Source organism: Psychrobacter glaciei, from assembly GCF_014652895.1.
Lineage (GTDB): Bacteria > Pseudomonadota > Gammaproteobacteria > Pseudomonadales > Moraxellaceae > Psychrobacter > Psychrobacter glaciei.
Map to the genome: position 1 here is coordinate 230,420 of NZ_BMZR01000002.1, position 19,692 is coordinate 250,111.

At 44.7% G+C, this 19,692-nt stretch carries 14 protein-coding genes and 3 tRNA genes; 4 read left to right on the forward strand and 13 right to left on the reverse strand.

Features of this window, described 5'->3' with window-relative positions; all coding sequences use genetic code 11:
• Positions 1 to 134: 134 nt before the first annotated feature.
• The 11 genes from IE130_RS05695 to IE130_RS05745 form a co-directional block, all read right to left on the reverse strand.
• Positions 135 to 2,327: a cytochrome c biogenesis protein CcdA gene (locus IE130_RS05695; RefSeq protein ID WP_189583034.1), complete on the reverse strand. Its 2,193-nt coding sequence runs from the start codon at positions 2,325 to 2,327 to the stop codon at positions 135 to 137.
• Between the two features lie 58 nt (positions 2,328 to 2,385).
• A complete protein-coding gene (locus tag IE130_RS05700) occupies positions 2,386 to 2,970 on the reverse strand; it encodes a protein-disulfide reductase DsbD N-terminal domain-containing protein (protein ID WP_189583038.1) in 585 nt (194 codons plus the stop codon).
• Between the two features lie 393 nt (positions 2,971 to 3,363).
• The gene (gene gspG / locus IE130_RS05705) at positions 3,364 to 3,825 is read right to left on the reverse strand and encodes a type II secretion system major pseudopilin GspG (protein ID WP_189584089.1); all 462 of its coding nucleotides are present in this window, start codon (positions 3,823 to 3,825) and stop codon (positions 3,364 to 3,366) included.
• A 373-nt stretch (positions 3,826 to 4,198) separates the two neighbouring features.
• Positions 4,199 to 5,401 carry a type II secretion system inner membrane protein GspF gene (gene gspF / locus IE130_RS05710; protein ID WP_189583041.1) on the reverse strand — a complete coding sequence of 401 codons (1,203 nt, stop codon included), beginning with the start codon at positions 5,399 to 5,401 and terminating at the stop codon, positions 4,199 to 4,201.
• Between the two features lie 119 nt (positions 5,402 to 5,520).
• Entirely contained in the window at positions 5,521 to 6,585 is a 1,065-nt protein-coding gene (locus tag IE130_RS05715) for a hypothetical protein (RefSeq protein ID WP_189583044.1), read from the reverse strand.
• A 328-nt stretch (positions 6,586 to 6,913) separates the two neighbouring features.
• On the reverse strand, positions 6,914 to 7,849 hold the full coding sequence (locus tag IE130_RS05720; RefSeq protein ID WP_189583047.1) for a helix-turn-helix domain-containing protein: 936 nt from the start codon (positions 7,847 to 7,849) through the stop codon (positions 6,914 to 6,916).
• A gap of 649 nt (positions 7,850 to 8,498) precedes the next feature.
• A tRNA-His gene (locus IE130_RS05725) sits at positions 8,499 to 8,574 on the reverse strand.
• A gap of 40 nt (positions 8,575 to 8,614) precedes the next feature.
• Positions 8,615 to 8,691, reverse strand: a tRNA-Arg gene (locus IE130_RS05730).
• A 109-nt stretch (positions 8,692 to 8,800) separates the two neighbouring features.
• Positions 8,801 to 8,877 (reverse strand) — tRNA-Pro (locus IE130_RS05735).
• Between the two features lie 228 nt (positions 8,878 to 9,105).
• Positions 9,106 to 10,704 (reverse strand): McrC family protein, encoded by a 1,599-nt coding sequence (locus IE130_RS05740; protein ID WP_227676147.1) that lies wholly within the window; start codon positions 10,702 to 10,704, stop codon positions 9,106 to 9,108.
• A gap of 12 nt (positions 10,705 to 10,716) precedes the next feature.
• A complete protein-coding gene (locus IE130_RS05745; RefSeq protein WP_189583050.1) occupies positions 10,717 to 12,183 on the reverse strand; it encodes an McrB family protein in 1,467 nt (488 codons plus the stop codon).
• A gap of 352 nt (positions 12,184 to 12,535) precedes the next feature.
• On the opposite strand from IE130_RS05745, the gene IE130_RS05750 reads away from it, so the two are divergent.
• Both IE130_RS05750 and IE130_RS05755 read left to right on the forward strand, forming a co-directional pair.
• Positions 12,536 to 13,261, forward strand: a complete 726-nt coding sequence (locus IE130_RS05750; protein WP_189583053.1) for a DUF4442 domain-containing protein — start codon at positions 12,536 to 12,538, stop codon at positions 13,259 to 13,261.
• A gap of 212 nt (positions 13,262 to 13,473) precedes the next feature.
• Complete coding sequence (locus IE130_RS05755) at positions 13,474 to 13,962, forward strand: RidA family protein (RefSeq protein WP_189583056.1); 489 nt, start codon at positions 13,474 to 13,476, stop codon at positions 13,960 to 13,962.
• A gap of 106 nt (positions 13,963 to 14,068) precedes the next feature.
• On the opposite strand, the gene gspE is transcribed toward IE130_RS05755, so the two are convergent.
• Positions 14,069 to 15,607, reverse strand: coding sequence for a type II secretion system ATPase GspE (gspE, locus tag IE130_RS05760; RefSeq protein WP_189583059.1), 1,539 nt, complete (start codon positions 15,605 to 15,607; stop codon positions 14,069 to 14,071).
• A gap of 425 nt (positions 15,608 to 16,032) precedes the next feature.
• On the opposite strand from gspE, the gene IE130_RS05765 reads away from it, so the two are divergent.
• Positions 16,033 to 16,824: a thiazole synthase gene (locus IE130_RS05765; protein ID WP_026037035.1), complete on the forward strand. Its 792-nt coding sequence runs from the start codon at positions 16,033 to 16,035 to the stop codon at positions 16,822 to 16,824.
• 311 nt (positions 16,825 to 17,135) lie between these two features.
• Positions 17,136 to 18,527: a WS/DGAT/MGAT family O-acyltransferase gene (locus IE130_RS05770; RefSeq protein ID WP_189583062.1), complete on the forward strand. Its 1,392-nt coding sequence runs from the start codon at positions 17,136 to 17,138 to the stop codon at positions 18,525 to 18,527.
• Positions 18,528 to 18,692: 165 nt separating this feature from the next.
• On the opposite strand, the gene IE130_RS05775 is transcribed toward IE130_RS05770, so the two are convergent.
• On the reverse strand, positions 18,693 to 19,520 hold the full coding sequence (locus IE130_RS05775; RefSeq protein WP_010195855.1) for an inositol monophosphatase family protein: 828 nt from the start codon (positions 19,518 to 19,520) through the stop codon (positions 18,693 to 18,695).
• Between the last annotated feature and the right edge of the window lie 172 nt (positions 19,521 to 19,692).

Genomic DNA, 19,692 nt, shown 5'->3' on the forward strand with positions numbered 1-19,692 from the left:
AAATAAGACACTGAACATATATTAAGAAATCGGTACAAAAAAACCAGCGTCTCCCTCAGCTTATTCGGCTGAGGGAGACGCTGGCTCATCGATGTATTTCTTAGTTAAATTGATCGTTCTTTAGAGCATCACATTTACTGTGTCTTATTCAATTCCGTCAATGTTTGCTCAAACTCTTGACGACCGATTTCACCGACTTGCTTATTCACCAATTGACCGTCTTGATAATACAATAGCGTTGGTGGACCAAACAATTGGTAACGTGCCAAGATAGCTTTTGAAGCATCCGTGGTTTCCGTGATATCTAAGCGCACCAATTGCCAATCTTGCATCTGCATAGGACGATTGTGGAATAGGTTTTTATCCATAATACGGCACTCAATACACCATTCAGCAGTGACATCGACAATCACTTTAGGATTAGCCGCGGTAATCACATCTAGCTCCGCAAGAGTGGTAATGCGCACATCATTAGCATTGCTACTGGCATTACTCACTCCAGTCGTCTGGCCAGTCGTTTGCGCCATCATAGGGGAAGTTAGTGAAGCCAGTGGATGCAGACTATCATCGTTACCCAACGCTGCACCGATAACCAGTGTCGTCGCCCAAATACCTGCAATCAACCCCAATGCTTGGGTCAGCATACGACCCTTGCCTATCCAGCTCCATGCCCATGTTGCTACGACCATAAACCATAGCGCCCAGACCAATAGCATGACTGGTGAGATAAAGACGCGCTCAATCATTAACAATGCCACGGCGAATAACAATAAAGAAAAGCCCAGCTTGACCCAATTCATCCACTCGCCAGCTTTTGGCATGATTTTGCCTTGCGTTGCCCCAATTAGGATCAGCGGTGCGGACAACCCAAAGCCCAGCATAAATAATGCGGCAAACCCTAATAGCGGACTACCAATGGTCGAGACGGCCAGTAATGCCCCGAATAATGGTGCAGACACACAAGGAGATACCACTAAGGCTGATAAGAAACCAGCAACCAAGCTACCACCCGTACTGCCCAACTTGCTATCACCGGCTTGACTTAAACCTTGCATTTTACTGGTAATGGCACGCGGTAGACGAATCGTAAAGACACCGAGCATATAGAGTGCTAGCAAAACGAATACAATGGCAAAGCTGATTAAGATAATGGGGTTTTGTAGCCAACCGATTATACCTAATGACTCGCCAAAGACAGCAATCACCGCGCCCAAGATACCGTAGGCAATAGAGACCCCTATTGCATAGCTGGTCGTTAAAATCACGCCTTTTTTGACTGTTGGATTTTTCTGACGGGCAACGATGTTAGCAACGATAGGCAACATTGGCAGCACGCAAGGCGTCAATGCCAAACCCAAACCTGCTAAGAATAGCAAGCCAAATGCTAGCCAAGGATGGCTCGCCAAACCAAAGGGATCGTTGTCGATAAAGTTATTAGATAATACGTTGTCGCTGTTGGTCGCCTCACCCGATACGTTGCTATCTGCTCTAGAGAGCGTATTCGCCGCAGCACTACCACCCAAAGAGTCATACTCTACAGCGCTATCATCAATTAGATCATAATCAATAGCACCATCGTCTGTCAGTGCTTGCTCTTTATCAGGCAAAGCATTGTCAAGAGCAGTTACAGCAATATCTTCTGATGTCGTGTTAGAGTTTATAGTTGAATTGGTTGTACTCGCAGGACTGTTGTTTGCAGTAGAGCCATTAGACGCAGCCTCTTTGTTCACAGCACTAGCATCGTCTGCCGTTATTTGTGCCGATGTGGCTACGATATCGACAGTCGTATTAATCTTTTCAGGTGGGTAGCATAGTCCAGCTTTCGCACAGCCCTGCCAGCCGACGACAATAGCGGCGTTATCTATATTTTTGCCACTATTATTCGTCAATGTGGTGGTAGCGATCATGTTTGCCTGATCAAACACCAACACCTTGCCAAAAGTTGGATCATCCATTGAATAGGGTGTTTGGCTAAAGGTGAACGGCGCGGCAGTCACACCCGCAGGTAGCGTGAGCTTAATTTGCTTTTTGTAGACGTAATGCTCAGGAGTGATATCAAAATTAATTGATAAACGCGTACCAGATTTGGTAGGTGTACTATCCGTACTGACTTGAAACGCCTGATTTACTGGCAAAAATTTTGACTGCCCAGCACTTTTATCGCTACTAAAGAGGTCGCTAAGCCCTGCCGCTTGCACCGTCATCGAGGTCGCTGCCAGACCGGTAAGTAGTGAACCACTAGCGATAGCAAGCGCTAAGACATATGATTTTCTTTGACGAGTAGTGGTGCTGAATGATGAGGAATTTCGTAATGTCTTGATGGACATGAATGGCTACCTATTATTACCGATATTTGAATCAATCTGCTTGCTGTTTGTCTGCGTGTTATCTGCGTGTCGCAGCAATGTTTATCTTCGTTTTAACTTTTTCTGGCGGATAGCATAATCCTGCTGTTGCACACCCTTGCCAACCAATAATAACGGGCACATTCTTGGCGCCTTTGCCATTGCTGGTAATCAGAGTCGTGGTTGCAATCACACTCCTTTGCGTAAATACAGGCACCTTGCCAAAAGTTGGATCATCGATTGAGACAGGTGACTGATTAAACGTAAACGGCGTGGCGCTCACTCCCTTAGGAAAACGTAAAGTGAGCTTGTCTTTATAGACATAATGACCCGGCGTAATCTCGAAAGCGATCGATAAACGCGTGCCTTTAGAAGTGGCTTTGGTACTGCTGACAACTTGAAAAGCTTGATCGACTGGCAAAAACTTCGATTGCGAGGCACTGTTGTTATTACTAAACAAGTCACTCAATCCTGCTGCTTGTACCGTCATGGAAGTCGCTGTCAGTCCAGTCAGTAGCGTACTACCCAACAAAACGAAAGACAATAAACAAGGTTTTTTGGCAGTAGCTTTGATTGTTATTGCTTTGCTTGTTAGCATTCTGCAAAATGGCGTATTAATTGGCATGGTTGTCTACCTTTGATTGCTGCTTTCAATGTTTAGAAGTTGGCTGGGTTAGCACTCAAAACCCAGCGCTACGATTAGCGCTGAACCTATCGACTTATAGTGGAATTACTTTAAAAAAATACAGTGCGACTGGGATGAATTTTTTGTAGCCTCTGTGATAGCAGCAAGCAAGCGAAATTTATACCAGTCGCACATAACTATTAGGGCGTATTGATTTTATTTTAAGTTGATCATATATCGAAATAACGTCGGATTTTTTTGACCAATGCATAAAAAATATCAACCAATAATGCCTTATTGATTGATATACATCGATCATTAACTGTGAGGTCGTAGATCCTGTTTTTTAAAACCGCTACCAGTTATTCTCTATTGTCAGTGGCGCTAAATAGTTTATAACTTGGCATAAATATCAGCATCTTGACCTTCACCGCCCTGCTGACCATCTGCCCCTAACGAGAATAAGTCATAAGGGCGACCTTCGTTACCCGGTGCCACATATTGCATCTCACTCTCCCAACCATCGGTTGGATAGCCACCTTTGATATAGCCACCATCAGGATAGTTTTTGGCATCCGCAGGCGGTGTCGTCAGAGCATCAAGACCTTGCGCAGTGGTCGGATAGCGTGAGTTGTCCACCTTATACATATCAAGGGCATTCGATACGGTCGCTAGTGCGGTTTCAGTGGTTTTGACACGCGCTTTATCGCTTTGCCCAACCACTTTTGGCACTACTAAACCAGCAAGAATCGCCAAAATCACGATGACGACCATAATCTCAATAAGGGTAAATCCTGACTGGTAATGCGCTTTTGCTGGACGGCGCTGCACCGATAATGGCGTTTGCTCACCCATGGTATCCGAAGGAGCTTGGTTTATCTCACGTTGCGGCACCGTCTTTCCTTGAAGGTTGTCAATCATAGTCATCGCTTTTATCATCGCTTTTGGGATCAGAGTAATTTAAATCGTAAAATGGCAGTCAAGTTGTATTGATTAGTCTTGAGACGATTATCACTATAAACCATGGTTTTATTTTTATCCAGCGCTGCGCTCATATTGTCATCACAGCCAGTATTCAGTAACGGCTGACATTGATGAGTATAATTTTGACCCGCTTTCACTATAGCGTGGTGCTTGAGTTTGCCATAGTAAAAATGCGACTCAGTCAACAATATACAACAGTAAGCAAATCTTAAGAAAGCTGGCGCAAGGTTTAGAAAGATATTAGCTAGCCTGCCAAATCATTCATATTCACAATCGGTAGCATCACTGCCATCACAATAATCATGACCACCACACCCATCAACACTAACATCAAAGGCTCAAGTAATGACAGCAAAGTACTAATAAAGTTGGTGGCTTCCGCTTCTTGCATATTGGCCGCGCGGCTGAGCATGTTTTCAAGCTCGCCTGAGTTCTCGCCACTTTTGATCATCTGTACCATCATCGGCGGAAAGTATGAAGATTTTTCTAACTGACTGGATAAGCTTGAGCCTTCTGTCACCCTATCGGCAGCAGTGATAATGGTTTTTTGAATATGCAAGTTGGTCGCAACGGCAGCGCCAATGTGTAGTGCCTCAATCAGCGGTACGCCTGAGCGCACCAATATCGCAAGGGTACTGGCAAAGCGTGCGGCATTAAGTCCCTTCGATAGCCGCGCCAATATCGGCAGTTTAAGCACGACACTATCTATCGTCAGCTTACCTGCTTGTGTCTGAGCAAAGCGATAGAACAAAAACGCCGTCCCTGACAGTACTAGCAGCATCAGCCACCACCACTGGGTAATGATGTTCGATAGGCTAAGTACGATTTGGGTAATCAAAGGTAGTGCTTGCTCAGACTGCTCAAAAACCTTGACGATTTTGGGCACCACGAAGCTCATCAAACCCATGATTACCCCGACTGCCATTACCATTAGCACAATCGGATAAACCATCGCACCTTGGATTTTCTTTTGCAGCGCAAAACGGTTTTCGGTGTAGTCTGCCAGCTGATTCAGGATTAAATCCAAATGACCGGACTTTTCCCCAGCAGCAATGGTAGCGATATATAACGGTGGAAAACTGGCCGCTTGCTGCAACGCACGGGCGAGGCTCAAGCCCTCTAAAACATGCGAACGCACGGCAAGCATTAAGGATTTGATATGGGTTTTTGGCGATTGCTTGGCGACGGCGGCCAGCGTTTCTTCAAGCGGAATACCAGCCGCGAGTAATACTGATAATTGACGGGTGAGCAGCGCCAACTCATAAGCCGATGGTTTTTTATAACGGCTTTTATGTTGATTTTGTCTGTCATTGACCGCACTGACCTCAACGGGTGTCCACTGCTTATCGCGCAGCTGCTGGCGTACTTGTCGCGCAGAATCCCCTTCAAGTAAGCCTTTTTGGACACCGCCGTGGTCGTCGAGCGCTTTATAATGATAAGCGGGCATAGCAGCGGATATCCTAAAGTAGTCAAAAAAGGGTTGGATTAGTGCGTAAATATCAGTGCGTAAATATCAGTGCGTAAATATCAATGCTTAAATAACGGCTGGCTTAGATAAAAAACCACTTAAAACAGGGGCGTTGAGTCGTTATTATCAGGCATCAAGCCTTGTAATAATAAAACATCCAGATGCTGCTGTTGCAATTTTTTATCAAAATCATTCACTTCAGCGATCAACATTCTCTCAATGCGTTTGTCACTGGCGAAAACACTAAGCCGCGCACAGATGACTGCCAGCTGATAGATACGTTTTTTACAATAACTGTCCAAGCCTTGTAGCAACCGCACCATATGCGGGGTTTCAAGACTGGCATACTCATAATCGGCAACGACCTGCTGACCAAGCGACGTCACGCTATAGCTAACAGACAAATGGGCGCAAAAATAACAACTGAATAAATAGCCGACGACATGACCGATGTAATAGCCACGGTCATAGGTAAAACTGCTGACGCCAAAGTGACTGAGTACATAACTGTTGAGGCTGGCTTGCTCTAAGATAGGCTTGCCGTGTTTAAGCTTGCCAACCGTTGCGAAACGCAATGGATTGTGACCATCCTGCATAGTTAGCTGCCAGCCCGCTGGCTGCTGTGCGGGCATATGGCGCACGATATCTGCGATAATATCATCGACCACATGCAGCTGCTGCCAAAGCCTTTCAAGCGCATCGGTATCCATTAGACCGCGCTTATCAAGCTGCTGTGCGAGTAAATACTGTTGATATTCGGTGAACTGTGCTTTTAGTGTTTGCACCAAATAAGTGGGTCGCGTGGCGGCAGACGCCATATAAAGTAGACGCGTACGTTCGTGCTGGGCACGATAGAGTGCCACACGCTGCTCGGCAATATTGGTTTCGTTGACAGCAAATTTTTCAATCTCTGCGTTTTCGATACCTGTGCTGTCAATCCTTGCGCTTTCACTCCCTACATTTTCAGAAGTGGGCAAGGTGAATAATGCCAACAACGCTGCTTTATCAGGAAAAATCGCTACCTTATTTTTTAGCTTATCTTCTGACAGAGGCTGATTGTGTCCGATATCATTTTTATCGATACTGCTGCTATTTTTGGCAAACGTAGAAGCGCCTTTTTGGTCATACGATTTTGCAGTTGGTTTTGCGGTCGGTTCAGTCATAACACACCATCAGCTTCAAAAATAAACATCGCTTGAGTCACCAGATATCACTGCCAGACAGTAAGATATAAAGCGCTAGAAGCAAGTGGTCGCACCTAGGCGACTCATCACTCCATAGTACCTGAACCTAAGCGCATTGTCAGCTTTACAGCAGCAAAAGACTCTTAATCAAATAACGCCATTTAGGTTTCGTTATCGAGTGAGAATATTCAGTATTCAAGCATATATAAAACAAAAAAAGCGTTAAGGTCGAATATTCAACCTTAACGCTTTACGAGGGTATTTTTGCGATGATGTTTTGTGATGGGATTAAAGACGCTGTCAGACACTAAGCCAGCAGCTGTCTTTGGTACTGTTGGCGATACGCTTTTGGCGACACCCCGTAGACGCGCTTAAAGGCTTGGCTAAAGGTCGAGTCCGACGCATAACCGACCAGCTCACTGATACGGCTAATACTGTTTTGCTGCAAACGTAAATAACGGGCGGCCAAACGCAAGCGATAATCGATTAAGTAGGTCAGTGGCGGCATACCGACAGTATCTTTAAAGCGCTGGGCAAAGCTGGAGCGTGACATGCCAGCGACCTCAGCAAGCGTCAGAATCGTCCAATTTTGGCTCGGTGCATTATGCATCGCGGCTAGCGCTTTGGTTAAAAACGGATCTTTCATCGCCTTTAACCAATTGTCTGTTGCCTCAGGTATGCTTTCGATATAAACGCGCAAACACTCAATCATCATAATACTTGCCCAATGATTGATCACTGCCGTTTTGCCCATGCGCTCATGCTGAGACTCTAAGGTTAAGAGTTTAATCTCTACATCAATGACCTCAAACCGACCATCGGTGTCATTATTGATCTCAGGCAATATCGATGGCAACACCGACAATAAAGGATTAACCATCTCTTTGTCGTATTTGCACTCAATCAGTATCAACGACGACTTCTCATCACCGTCACTTATCATATCAAGCGTATTGTCTTTGCAATTAGTGAGCAGCTCATCCAACGGCTTGGCATCATTCCCATGATGACTCAGCGCATAACTGACATGTTGATAAGCATTGGGAACCATGATGATGTCGCCGGCATGTGCCTCTCGTAAGCCATTGCCCACATCGATACAAAAGCTACCTGACATCACCAAATAAAATAGAATGGTGTCTTTTCTGGTCAGTGAATACGACCAATTACCCGAACCATTTAAACGATAATATTTTGTTTCAAACAAATGCACATTTTGTAGCAATACACTCAGTGCGTCCATCAATAACTTCCTCAATAATCTATGGCAGTTGATCTTAACCCTGCAAAATAAACCACCTAAGAGATATTACACAAGAGAAATCACTTATCGTGGACTGCACTTAAAATTATACGTACGCTAAACACATATCGAACCCGAATTTGTAGAAAGACCGTCCTTTATTGCCTCTGTAGAAATATTTAATATTAGCAGCATTAATAAGGCTCAGTACTCTAAATTAGCCACCCTCACCCATACCATCAAATCATTATTCTAAATTTTTAATGAATAGTTTATATTTACTTAATAATGAGCAGTTTACCCTAAAAGAAGTAGGGATATATGACTAAATAAAAGCCAAGCCCTATCAAAATTAAGCCTTGTTAAAACTAAGCTTTGTCAAAATCAACTGTGCTCATAAAATATTGGTGACAAAACACTGATAAGAAAATTAGCGACTAATAAATCCGTTGGTGATTTAAAAAACCAACACGGCATGAGCGAAAAGTAAGGGGTGACACGCGATCGTCTAACCAGAAGAAAATGGTCAGAGAATTGAAAAAATAAAGAAGTAAAAAATTAAGAAACAAAAAATGCAGACGAAAAAAAATGCCAACGAGGGCAATCAGTATTTATAAATAAGATAAGTAGAAAATAGTATTAAATAAAATGGGGCGACTGATGGGACTCGAACCCACGACAACCGAGATCACAACCCGGGGCTCTACCAACTGAGCTACAACCGCCATAACTATTTGCCAAGGAAGGCAAGATTTGCAGGCTAAATGGTGCGCCTGGCAGGATTCGAACCTGCGGCCACCTCCTTAGAAGGGAGATGCTCTATCCAGCTGAGCTACAGGCGCTCTTAAAGGACTTTTACAAATTTTGATCTGCTTATAATATTAGAAATTTATAACATCAAAAACAATATCATTATACATAAAAAAAAGCCTGTAAGGCTCTTAAAATAGATGGTCGGAGTGATAGGATTCGAACCTACGACCCTCTGGTCCCAAACCAGATGCGCTACCAAACTGCGCCACACTCCGAAATTCTCTATTATCACGATAGTTAAGTTGATTAATTCGTTATCGGCAATGCCGCTAACTGCTTAATGTTCCTCGCTATCGAGGTGCACATATTAAGGGGAAAAGACGATGCTGTCAACACCTATTTTCAATTAATTCATAAATTAACCAAATTTTATTGAAATTGTTTTAAATAGCCGTTTTTCGTTGCGAGTTATGGTTAGTGAAACACAGCAATGATAGCGTCTATCATTCTTGCAGGAGCTTACCGTTCAACGTGCCACTCAAGACATCAAAAGGCATAAGCCACAGCTTTGCCACGTTTGAGGGATTGCTGTCACTATCGCTGCTTCCTTGAACTTGTTGTCTGAGTGCTACCGGTTGCCTGATGTTACCTTGCACCGGATAGACCAACCACACCTGTCCTGCTTGATACGCTTGCGCATAACTGGTCAACTGATAGGCATCACTGGCACTGATTGCTCCTGAATGGCTCAGATGCTTCCACTTTATGTCGATCACATGGCTGTAGTTACGCGTTTTTTTTGCGCTAGCCGTGCCATGGCTATTTTTATAGGGAGTTTTTCTACCACTTTTATCCTCACGAATATCATTATCCGGCATCTGATAAATAAGTAAATCCGGACGGATAGATAAGCATGCCTGCCCTTCTGCATCATTTAGCCACACGCTTTGTGCTTGATGCAGTGCTTTATAATTTAAATTTAATTGCTCAAACATCGAAGCGATACGTAGGCTTGCCCATTGCTCAAAAGCTTGATTCATATCAATCAGCAGACACAAACGTGGTCGTGATGAAGATTGATTAGAGGATAAGTTGGTATCAAGACCGCTGCCTGTCTCTATATTTGACTGCTGCAATAGCCAATAAGCCAAATCTAGCAATTGCTGGGCGGCGTTTGCTTGTAATTGACTCAGGGGTTGCAGCGCTAGTTGGCGCTTTGCTTGCTGATATACCGACTCTAGTTGCTGCCGCTCATGGTAATTAAGCGCATGTACTGATTGCCAGAGCTGTATGGATTTCGGCGGCATGGCTGTTTGTAGGAGTGGTACCAGCCATACCAATGCACTCTTGATCACGCGATTGCTCAGCATATCTTGGCTCAATACACTGCGTTCACAGACGAACTTATGCGGTTGTACACTATTGCAGCGCAGTTGCTCTTTGATCAATAGCCGACCTTGTAGCGTTGCTTGGTTATCCACCTGAGCCTGATAATGCTGGGTCGGTTGATAATGTGCCAAACGCTGTAAAAACTGGTGCGCGAGCCAATCCGACAACGATGGCGCGCTTAGCGGCAGGGGCGTCATCTGCGCGTTAAATTGACCTAAGTTTTTTGTATTGGGCAGTTTGCTATGGTATCGGTTACTAGGATTAATCAAGTCGGACAGCATATTTTGTACCCATTGACGGGCTTGTCTGATATCGCTAGCGCTATTTTGATGAGGTTCAAAAGACTGCTGCTGTGGCGTGCGACTGGTAGACGCTGAGGCAATCATCTTGGGCAAAATCTCAAGCGTCATACCGCTGGGCAATAACACTATGCCAATATAATGCCCGACCTTTAGCTGCCATTGTCCCTGCTTGCGTTTGATAGTAAATACGGCAAACTCTTGCGCCATCAACCACTGAAAATCAGACGCTTGCAAAAAATCATGAACCATCAAACGCTGATGCTCAAATACCGTCATGATATTGGTATCAAGCGCCTTCATAGTAGCGCCAATAACATTACTGGCGATACTGTTATTGGCGCTACTGTTATTGGTGCTACTATTATTGGCGATACCATTCATAGGGGCATATGCGACGCTATTGATGAACAATTGGTAACCTTATTAATATAAACGCTGGTAGACAGCTAGATTGGTAAACTCACCTGTCCTTGCGAGAAAATCTTCATTAATCTTATAGCTACCAGTATGCATCGACTGTCCTAAAAAGGCATTGTGACCGCTAAATAATTGACTTGATGTCATAGTATTCGTCTGGTCATTTATTTCGTCATCCAAATGCTGACTAATTGCCGCTTGGCTATCTTGTATAAACTGCGCCTTCATCGGCTGCTGCTCATCTCTGAACACGTACTGCAAGATAGCGACTTGCCCGCCCGCCGCTTGTGCCAATTGTGGAATGATTTGTTCAATCAATGCGGTCTGTAGCTGCGCCAAACTCTGTACACCAAACAGAAATGCATGACCCAATCGTGCCTCCATCCCCAACGTTTGGCTAATGCGATTGTTTAGACCCGTCAGCAATTTGGTCAAATCTATGGATGCTGCTGACTGAGTGCTTTCTAAACTTTGATTGGCGTTGCCAAAAGCGGTGATAATGGACAACAGTTCTGGCTTTGGCGGACAGTCAATAAAGCGAAAGCGCCGACGCAAAGCCATGTCTAATGGCGCTAAAGAATGGTCTTGAATATTCATCGTGGCGTAGATATCGACATTGGCTGGCACACTAAAAGCGCGCCCAGAGTAGGCCAAATTAACACTCATAGCGTTTGCCGTGCCAGCTCGCTTATCTGCTTCAATTAGGCTGAGTAGCTCGCCAAATACCCGTGAGACGTTGGCACGGTTAATCTCATCGATCAGCATGGCATAGCGCCGTTTAGGGTCACGCGCTGCACGCTGACAAAGCTTGAGGAACGCGCCATCTTGAATAGCGTAGCTCATTTGTGCTTGGTTATTGCCCGTCTGCCCAGATGCCGCCATGACGGGACGAATACCTTCAACAAATTCTTCATAACCATAGGCCTGATGAAAACTGACCATACTAAAACGCTGGTCACTAAAAGCGTGGTGTTTGCTTGCGGTATTATCATGCTGCGCCTGCTGAAACTCTGCTAGTTTCTGCGATAAATCCTTTAGTAACAGCATGCTCTCAGGGAGCAAATACCATGCCCCGCTATTGTCTTTATCAAAGTAGGCCTGGCTAGCACGGTTCTTGTACGTAACCGTTTTTGAGCTGGTGGGACTGTGCATTTGCAGCACTGACCATGCCGTATTACTTAAATTTTTCTCACGTGCATTCTGTGCGGCTTTGGCGACAAAAAATTCATGACTGACGATTTCAGGTACTTTTACGAGGTCTTGTTTTTCGGAGTGAAAATCTAAAAACACCAAACATACCACATCACGCCAGCTTAGCGTTTGTAATAACTGTGCCAGCAAATCAGCCTCGTTTACTCTCGGCAAATCGTCAGTGTATTGCTGAGCGATTTGTAGCAACTGGTAGGTTTTACCAGTACCAGCGACGCCAGTATAAATAATATTGGTCGGCTCATGAATCTCTCTCTCAGGCATAACGTCGTCCAGCATCCAAAATGGGTATCAAAAAAACAATAAAATCGTGCTAAAATACCACTATTACAGCATGGTTATTTTTACAGCTAGCAGCTTAATCTAACAGATAGCTTCGTCTAAAAGTATTTCACAAGCTCTCATCACTCCTAATTACCCCTGATTACCCTTAATTATATGGCTACGTTACTGGCATTTTATAAGCGCGGTAGTTCATGCTAATAATAGTAGTGACACTTAGGTTAAGGTAATATGGTCGCAATAGCGGTGACGATAACCTCTACCTCACTTGCCACTATCATGAAAATTTATCATGCTAAAATCTCATCTAACTGACCTAAATAAGGAATTTTGTATGTCAGGATTATTAAAAAGACTCCCTAGTAAGCTGACCAATAAATTGCCAGCCAACAACACTGACAGCACAAGATCGCCAGTCGAAAAACCCAATAGCACCCTTAAGCCCGTAAACAATCAATTCACCAAACTCTTATCGGTGACTAAATATTTACCCGCTGGTGCGCGCTCTACTATTTTATCCAAAGCTTTTGGCAAAGTGGTGCCGTATGTGGGCACGACGGGCGTCTATTATGAAACAGTCGACCCCAATCAAGTCGTGGTCAGCTTGAATAATAACAAAGCCGTGCAAAACCATATTGGCTCTATCCACGCTGTTGCCATCACTTTACTGGCTGAGACCGCAACGGGATTTATTTTGGGTTTAAACCTACCTTCTGACCGTGTATTACTGATTAAATCTTACTCGATTAATTTTTATCGCCCGATTAAAAAAGGTCAAGTGGCCGCAGTGGCGACCTTGTCTGATGAGCAACGCTTGGACATTTTAAACACCCCAAAAGGCGAGATGGTTATTCCTTGCGTGATCCATGACCGCGAGTCTGACAGTGATCGCGACCCTATCGTGGTTGAAATGCTATGGGCTTGGGTGCCGAAATCAGAGTTAGAAGCACGTCGCCAAGGACAAAACAATAAGTCCAAAACTGAGACTGAGCAATCTAGTAACTCTGTTACTGCTTCCACAACAGACGACACTACAATCGAAAGTGATGATAATGCTTAAAGCAAGCGAGAGCCTAATCGCGACTGCACTATTTGGCAATTTTCTGCTTTACCTATAGTATCTATAGTGTACGTTTGATTCATAAGCTTATACCATTCACAAAAATAAGCGTAGCCAGAAAGACGAGTGAACGTACTACTTATTGTAGACTAAACGAGTTTGACGCCGCTAATCGTACTTTTTGGGTTTGGTATTATAATAAGGAAACAGCGATGTCCACACATAACTATAAATTTACTACCAACCTGTCCAAGGCGCTTTTAGTAGCTGCGTGCTCATTAGGATTTGCCGTTAGTGCCAATGCCGCGCCCGCAACTAATAGCGCAAGTATTGCGAAATCTAGCCCTGTCTTTTTGGGTGATGGTGGCAACTATCCGTTTTCAGAAGCGGTACGTGTCGGCGACACTTTATACATGTCTGGACAAATCGGTTTTAAAGATGGCAAATTGGTCAAAGGCGGGATCAAAGCGGAAGCAAAACAAGCTTTAGACAACATCCATGCCACGCTACTAAAATACGGCTACCAAAAGTCTGACATCGTCAAATGTATGGCGATGCTGACGGATATGGATGATTTTGATGATTTTAATAAAGTCTATAAAGCTGAATTGGCTAAGCCCTACCCTGTACGCTCTGCGTTCGGTGTCGCAGAGTTGGCCGCTGGTGCTAGCGTTGAAGTCGAGTGCATCGCTGCAAAATAGTAACGCTATTAAAAATAAGCCAAACTGGCTTTTTCCATGACGCGATTATTGAGTCAATTCACCTAACTTTTGATTCAATAATCGTTCTGCTTTAGACAACCATACTTTATACAATCATATCATCAGTGAGTGCGCTTTCTTTGGTCACTCGCAACACTTCTTCTAATGTTGTCCTGCCTGCGATGACTTTACGCAACCCATCAGCACGTATCGATGGTGTCTGCTGGCGTGCGTATTCTTCTAGCTCGTACTCCGCCGTATTACTATGAATCATCCGTCGCAAGGTGTCGTCAACGGGAACGACCTCATATATCGCGGTACGACCTTTAAAACCCGATTGATTACATTTATCGCAGCCCACTGGCTTGGGTAAATTGATGACCTCAGCTGCCAAACCTTCAACACCCAACGGTATGCCAATTTCTGTAAATAATTTTGCCTGTTCGCTATCAGCATGCTGCCACGTGTGGCAATGCGTACACAGCGTACGTACCAAACGCTGGGCGACCACACCGATGAGCGATGAGGATAATAAAAATGGCTCTACACCCATATCTTGCAAGCGTGTCACCGCACCGATGGCAGTATTGGTGTGCAAGGTTGATAATACCAAATGCCCTGTTAACGACGCTTGTACTGCGATTTCAGCGGTCTCTAAATCGCGAATCTCACCAACCATCACCACATCGGGATCTTGGCGCAACATCGCGCGCAGACTCTTGGCGAAGGTCATATCAACTTTATTATTGACTTGTGTCTGCCCAATACCATCGAGCTGAAATTCAATCGGATCTTCTGCGGTCAAGATATTACGGGTTTGATCGTTGAGGTCAGTCAATGCTGAGTATAGCGTGGTGGTTTTACCCGAACCTGTCGGCCCTGTGACCAAAATAATGCCATGGGGACGATGAATTAAACGTTTAAGCTCGCTATAGTCATTATCAGAGAGTCCCAAATAGGTCATATTAAGACGACCCGCTTGTTTATCGAGCAGACGCATCACGACCCGCTCACCAAAGCTCGATGGCAAGGTCGATACCCGCACATCTACTTCTCGTCCTGCTAAACGCAAACTGATACGCCCATCTTGTGGTACGCGCTTCTCAGCGATATCGAGCTTTGCCATGACCTTAATACGCGAGACCAATAGCGGTGCCAACTGGCGTTTGGGGGTGATAATTTCTTTTAACTCGCCATCGACGCGAAAGCGCACGACCAGACGTTTTTCAAAGGTTTCGATATGAATATCTGAGGCGTTGAGGCGAATCGCTTCGGACAGCAACGCATTGATCAGACGGATAATGGGCGCATCGTCTTGCTGATCCATCAAGTCTTCAGTCTCGGGCACGCTATCCGCTAAACTATCGAGGTCAGGATGATCTTCAAGCCCAGCAGCGATATGCTGTGATTCGCCCGTATTGCCTGCATAAGCGGCATTCATGCGTCTTTCAAAGTCATCGGCGCTGACGCTTTCGTAAGTCGGCACACCACGTATGCCCTGCTGCTGTAAAAAACGCACCGCCTCATTAATCGCTGGCAATGGCGTGGCTTTGGTCAGCACTAAAGTCGGTGGCAGCTCAGGATCAATAGCAAGAATGACCAAGAGTTGATGGCGTTTGGCAAAACTGTACGGCAGTTGCATCATATAGTCGACCTGATAAATAGATATAACGTCAGAAATAAAAGCCTTTTCATGCTTCACAAGGGCATTGTGCGCCTAATTGACTAAAGCAAAAAAGACTGCAAGTAAGCGCGCATGAGTTTGTTATAATAACATTTTGTTTTGAGCGAGTAGCATTTTATGTGGCTGGCTTATTTGCTAACCGCTTTATACTCAATAAGACTACCATGTGATTTCTTATTTTGCTGACAATGCGTTACTATTAGTTAGTCAGTAATTAGCCAGTCAGTCAGTAATTACCATCTACGAGTTGACGGCTACTAATTAATAACTAGTGATTAACACTCGCTTCTTAACGGCTTACATTGTTAACGCTTTTTTTGTCCAACCCTGCACCCTCGCTATTAGGATTCTCAGTTATGTCACAGGCTTCCACTGCTACCATCCCTATGCCACTTTCCCAAGACACCTTCACTGTCGGTAGTCGTACATTTTCGTCGCGACTGTTGGTCGGTACAGGCAAATATAAAGATATGACTGAGACAGGGGCTGCCATTGGTGCCTCAGAAGCAGAAATTGTCACCGTCGCCATTCGCCGCACCAATATCGGTCAGAATAGTGACGAGCCCAACTTGCTTGATGTGATCTCCCCTGATAAATACACCATTTTGCCCAACACTGCGGGCTGTTTTGACGCTGAAACAGCGATTCGTACTTGCAAGCTTGCTCGCGAATTATTGGGTGGACACAATCTGGTTAAGCTGGAAGTCTTGGGTGATGAAAAAACCCTTTATCCTAATATCATGGAAACCTTAAAAGCCGCAAGAGTGCTGATTGATGACGGCTTTGAGGTCATGGTTTATACCTCAGACGATCCAATTGTCGCGCAAGAGCTTGAAAGTATGGGCTGCGTGGCGATCATGCCGCTTGGTAGCTTGATTGGCTCGGGTCTTGGTTTGCTCAATCGCCACACCCTTAGTCTCATTATCGAAAACGCCAAAGTGCCCGTCTTGGTTGATGCCGGTGTCGGCACGGCTTCTGATGCAGCGATTGCTATGGAGCTTGGCTGCGATGGCGTGTTGATGAACTCAGCGATTGCCAATGCTCAAAACCCAGTGATGATGGCTCATGCGATGAAGCATGCTGTGTGGGCAGGACGTCAGGCTTTCTTAGCTGGTCGTATGCCGATGCGCAAAATGGCCACTGCCAGCTCACCGCAAACAGGCTATTTTTTCCAGTAGCTGTCGGCTGGGTTGCTGGTTGGCATAGCGTTTTTAATACATATTTTTAATGAAAAACCAGTGATAAACTAATAAGATAGAAACCACATAACGCTGATGGGTGCCATGACATTTTATTAAATCATGGTTTTAGTAGCCATCCAAATAGCCACTTATTGATGATGGTCAGTCCACAATAGTATCGATACAATAAGACTGAGTGTAAGCGATACCTTATTTAGCATGGCTTACGAGGTTATCGCTGTAGCGATTTTATAATGGGCAGACCATATATTTTTTATTGAAAACTTATCGCCATAAAAGGATTTATTATGCGACTACTCACCGCTGTTGACCAGTTATTCTTACTTCTTGAGTCGCGTAAACAACCCATGCACGTGGGAGGATTGTTCTTATTCGAGTTACCACAGGATGGGCAAAATGAGGATGGTGACTTTGTCAATCAACTCGTGCAGCAAATGCAAACCGCCACGGTACCGCCAAGCTTTCCCTTTAACCAAGTGCTCGACAGACTGGTGTTTTGGAAAGAAGATGAAGAGTTCGATGTGGAGCATCATTTCCGTCATGTCGCGCTGCCAAATCCCGGGCGTGTTCGTGAACTGTTGATGTATATCTCGAAAGAGCATAGCCGTTTGCTAGATCGCGCCATGCCTTTGTGGGAATGTCATATTATCGAAGGTATTTTGCCTGAATCCGAGGGTAGACCTGAACGTTTTGCCTTATATTTCAAAATCCATCATTCATTAGTCGATGGTGTTGCAGCCATGCGTTTGGTCGAAAAATCCTTATCACAGTCCCCCACTGAGCCTGTCAGTTTACCGATATGGTCATTGATAGCGCGTCATCGTAAGTCAGTGGATAAGTTATTACCCGCTGACCGCTCTATAACCAGTATCTTAAAAGAGCAATTATCTACCATCAAGCCCGTCTTTACCGAACTGCTCGACAACTTTAAGCATGGTGATGATGAAGGTTATGTCGGTACCTTTGATGCACCCATGAGTATTCTCAACCAACGTATCTCAGCCTCACGGCGCATTGCCGCTCAGTCTTACGACATGCAGCGCTTTCGTGTCATCGCTGATGCGTTTGAAGTTAACGTCAATGACGTGGTATTGGCTGTCTGTGCAGGCGCGCTGCGTCGCTACTTGCTTTCCATGAATGCCTTGCCGACTAAGCCATTGATCGGCTTTGTACCGATGTCTTTACGCTGCGATGAAAGTGCATCGGGCAATCAGATTTCATTTTTGATGGCAAATCTGGGCACGCACTTAGACGACCCAGCCAAGCGTCTACAATTGATTTATAAGAGTATGAATAGTGGTAAACGTCGCTTTAGACGTATGAACAAAGCGCAAATTATCAACTATAGCGCGATCGCTTATGCGTGGGAAGGTATCAACGTACTGACAGGTTTGTTCCCCAGAAAGCAGGCGTTTAACCTCATTATCTCAAATGTGCCAGGCTCTAAAAAACCATTATATTGGAATGGCGCACCGCTAAAAGCGCTATATCCAGCCTCCATTATCGTTGATGGACAAGCGCTGAATATCACGCTTTCTAGCTATCAAGATAAAATTGAATTTTGTATTACTGCTTGTAGTAAGCTGCTACCGCACGTTCAAGACATGCTAGGATTACTTGAGGAAGAGCTAATCTTATTAGAAGGTATCAGCGAGGCTAAGACTGTAGTGGCAAATTAATAAAGTATTTCAGCAATAAAATACCTAAGCTATTACGCAATAAAAAAGCTGGCACCATTATGGCGCCAGCTTTTTTTATGTCGAAAACTTGAAGGCTAGGAATACAATATTACTGACTCATCATTTGAGCACATATCACGCCATCACAAGTTTATCGATGATTTACTATACCGCGTCACCCCATATTGGGACAACCACTTGCATCAGTGGTTTTAGCAGCTTAATGTTGCACGCAAAGATAGAGCCTGAAGTCATTGAGTCGTGTGCACCAGTATGATCGACGACCACACCACGTGCCTCAGTGACGATAAGCTCACCAGCAGCGATGTCCCACGGCTTGATAGACATCTCAAAATAACCATCGAAACGACCAGCGGCCACATAGCATAAATCAAGTGCCGCTGAGCCTAAACGACGAATTTGACCGCCCGCTTCAGAGACTTTCTGTAGGCTTTCAAAATGCTCTTTCGCATAAGAGACAATCTCACCATTGCGCTTACGCTCAAGCGGATGACCCGTAGTAAATAGGCCACCGTCAAGCGTTTTGCGTTCGCTCACTTGCATACGGCGATTGTTCAAGCGCGCGCCTTTACCGCGGCTAGCAGAGAACATCTCATCACGGACTGGATCATAGACCACGCCATGTTGGGTGACACCTTTATGCTGTACAGCAATCGATACGCAGAACTGCGGCACACCATGGACGAAGTTTTTGGTGCCATCTAGCGGATCAATAATCCAGCACCAGTCAGCGTCTTCGCCGCGACCTTCTTGCATACCAAACTCTTCACCCAAAAACGAATGGTTTGGATAGCTGGCCTTTAGCGTCTCAATCGTCAGCTCTTCACTGAAACGATCAATACGTGTGACCAATCCATCAAGTCCTTTTGACTCGATGTCCAATTCGATTTTGTGGCGGTTTTGATGCGCATATAAAATCTCTTTACCAACTTTTTCAGCAGTACGTGCTGCGATGACGACCATGGGTTCCATAAATAACCTATTTGCTTGATGAATGAATATAAAAATAAGACTAACTTTGTGCCCACAACATGCCAATTAGACTAGCCGCATCACACCACATCTATGCGATTTAAAAACGTGTCTTTTATAAATAAAAACTTATAAACGACAACCGCATTATACTAAAATTGTTCGATAAAAA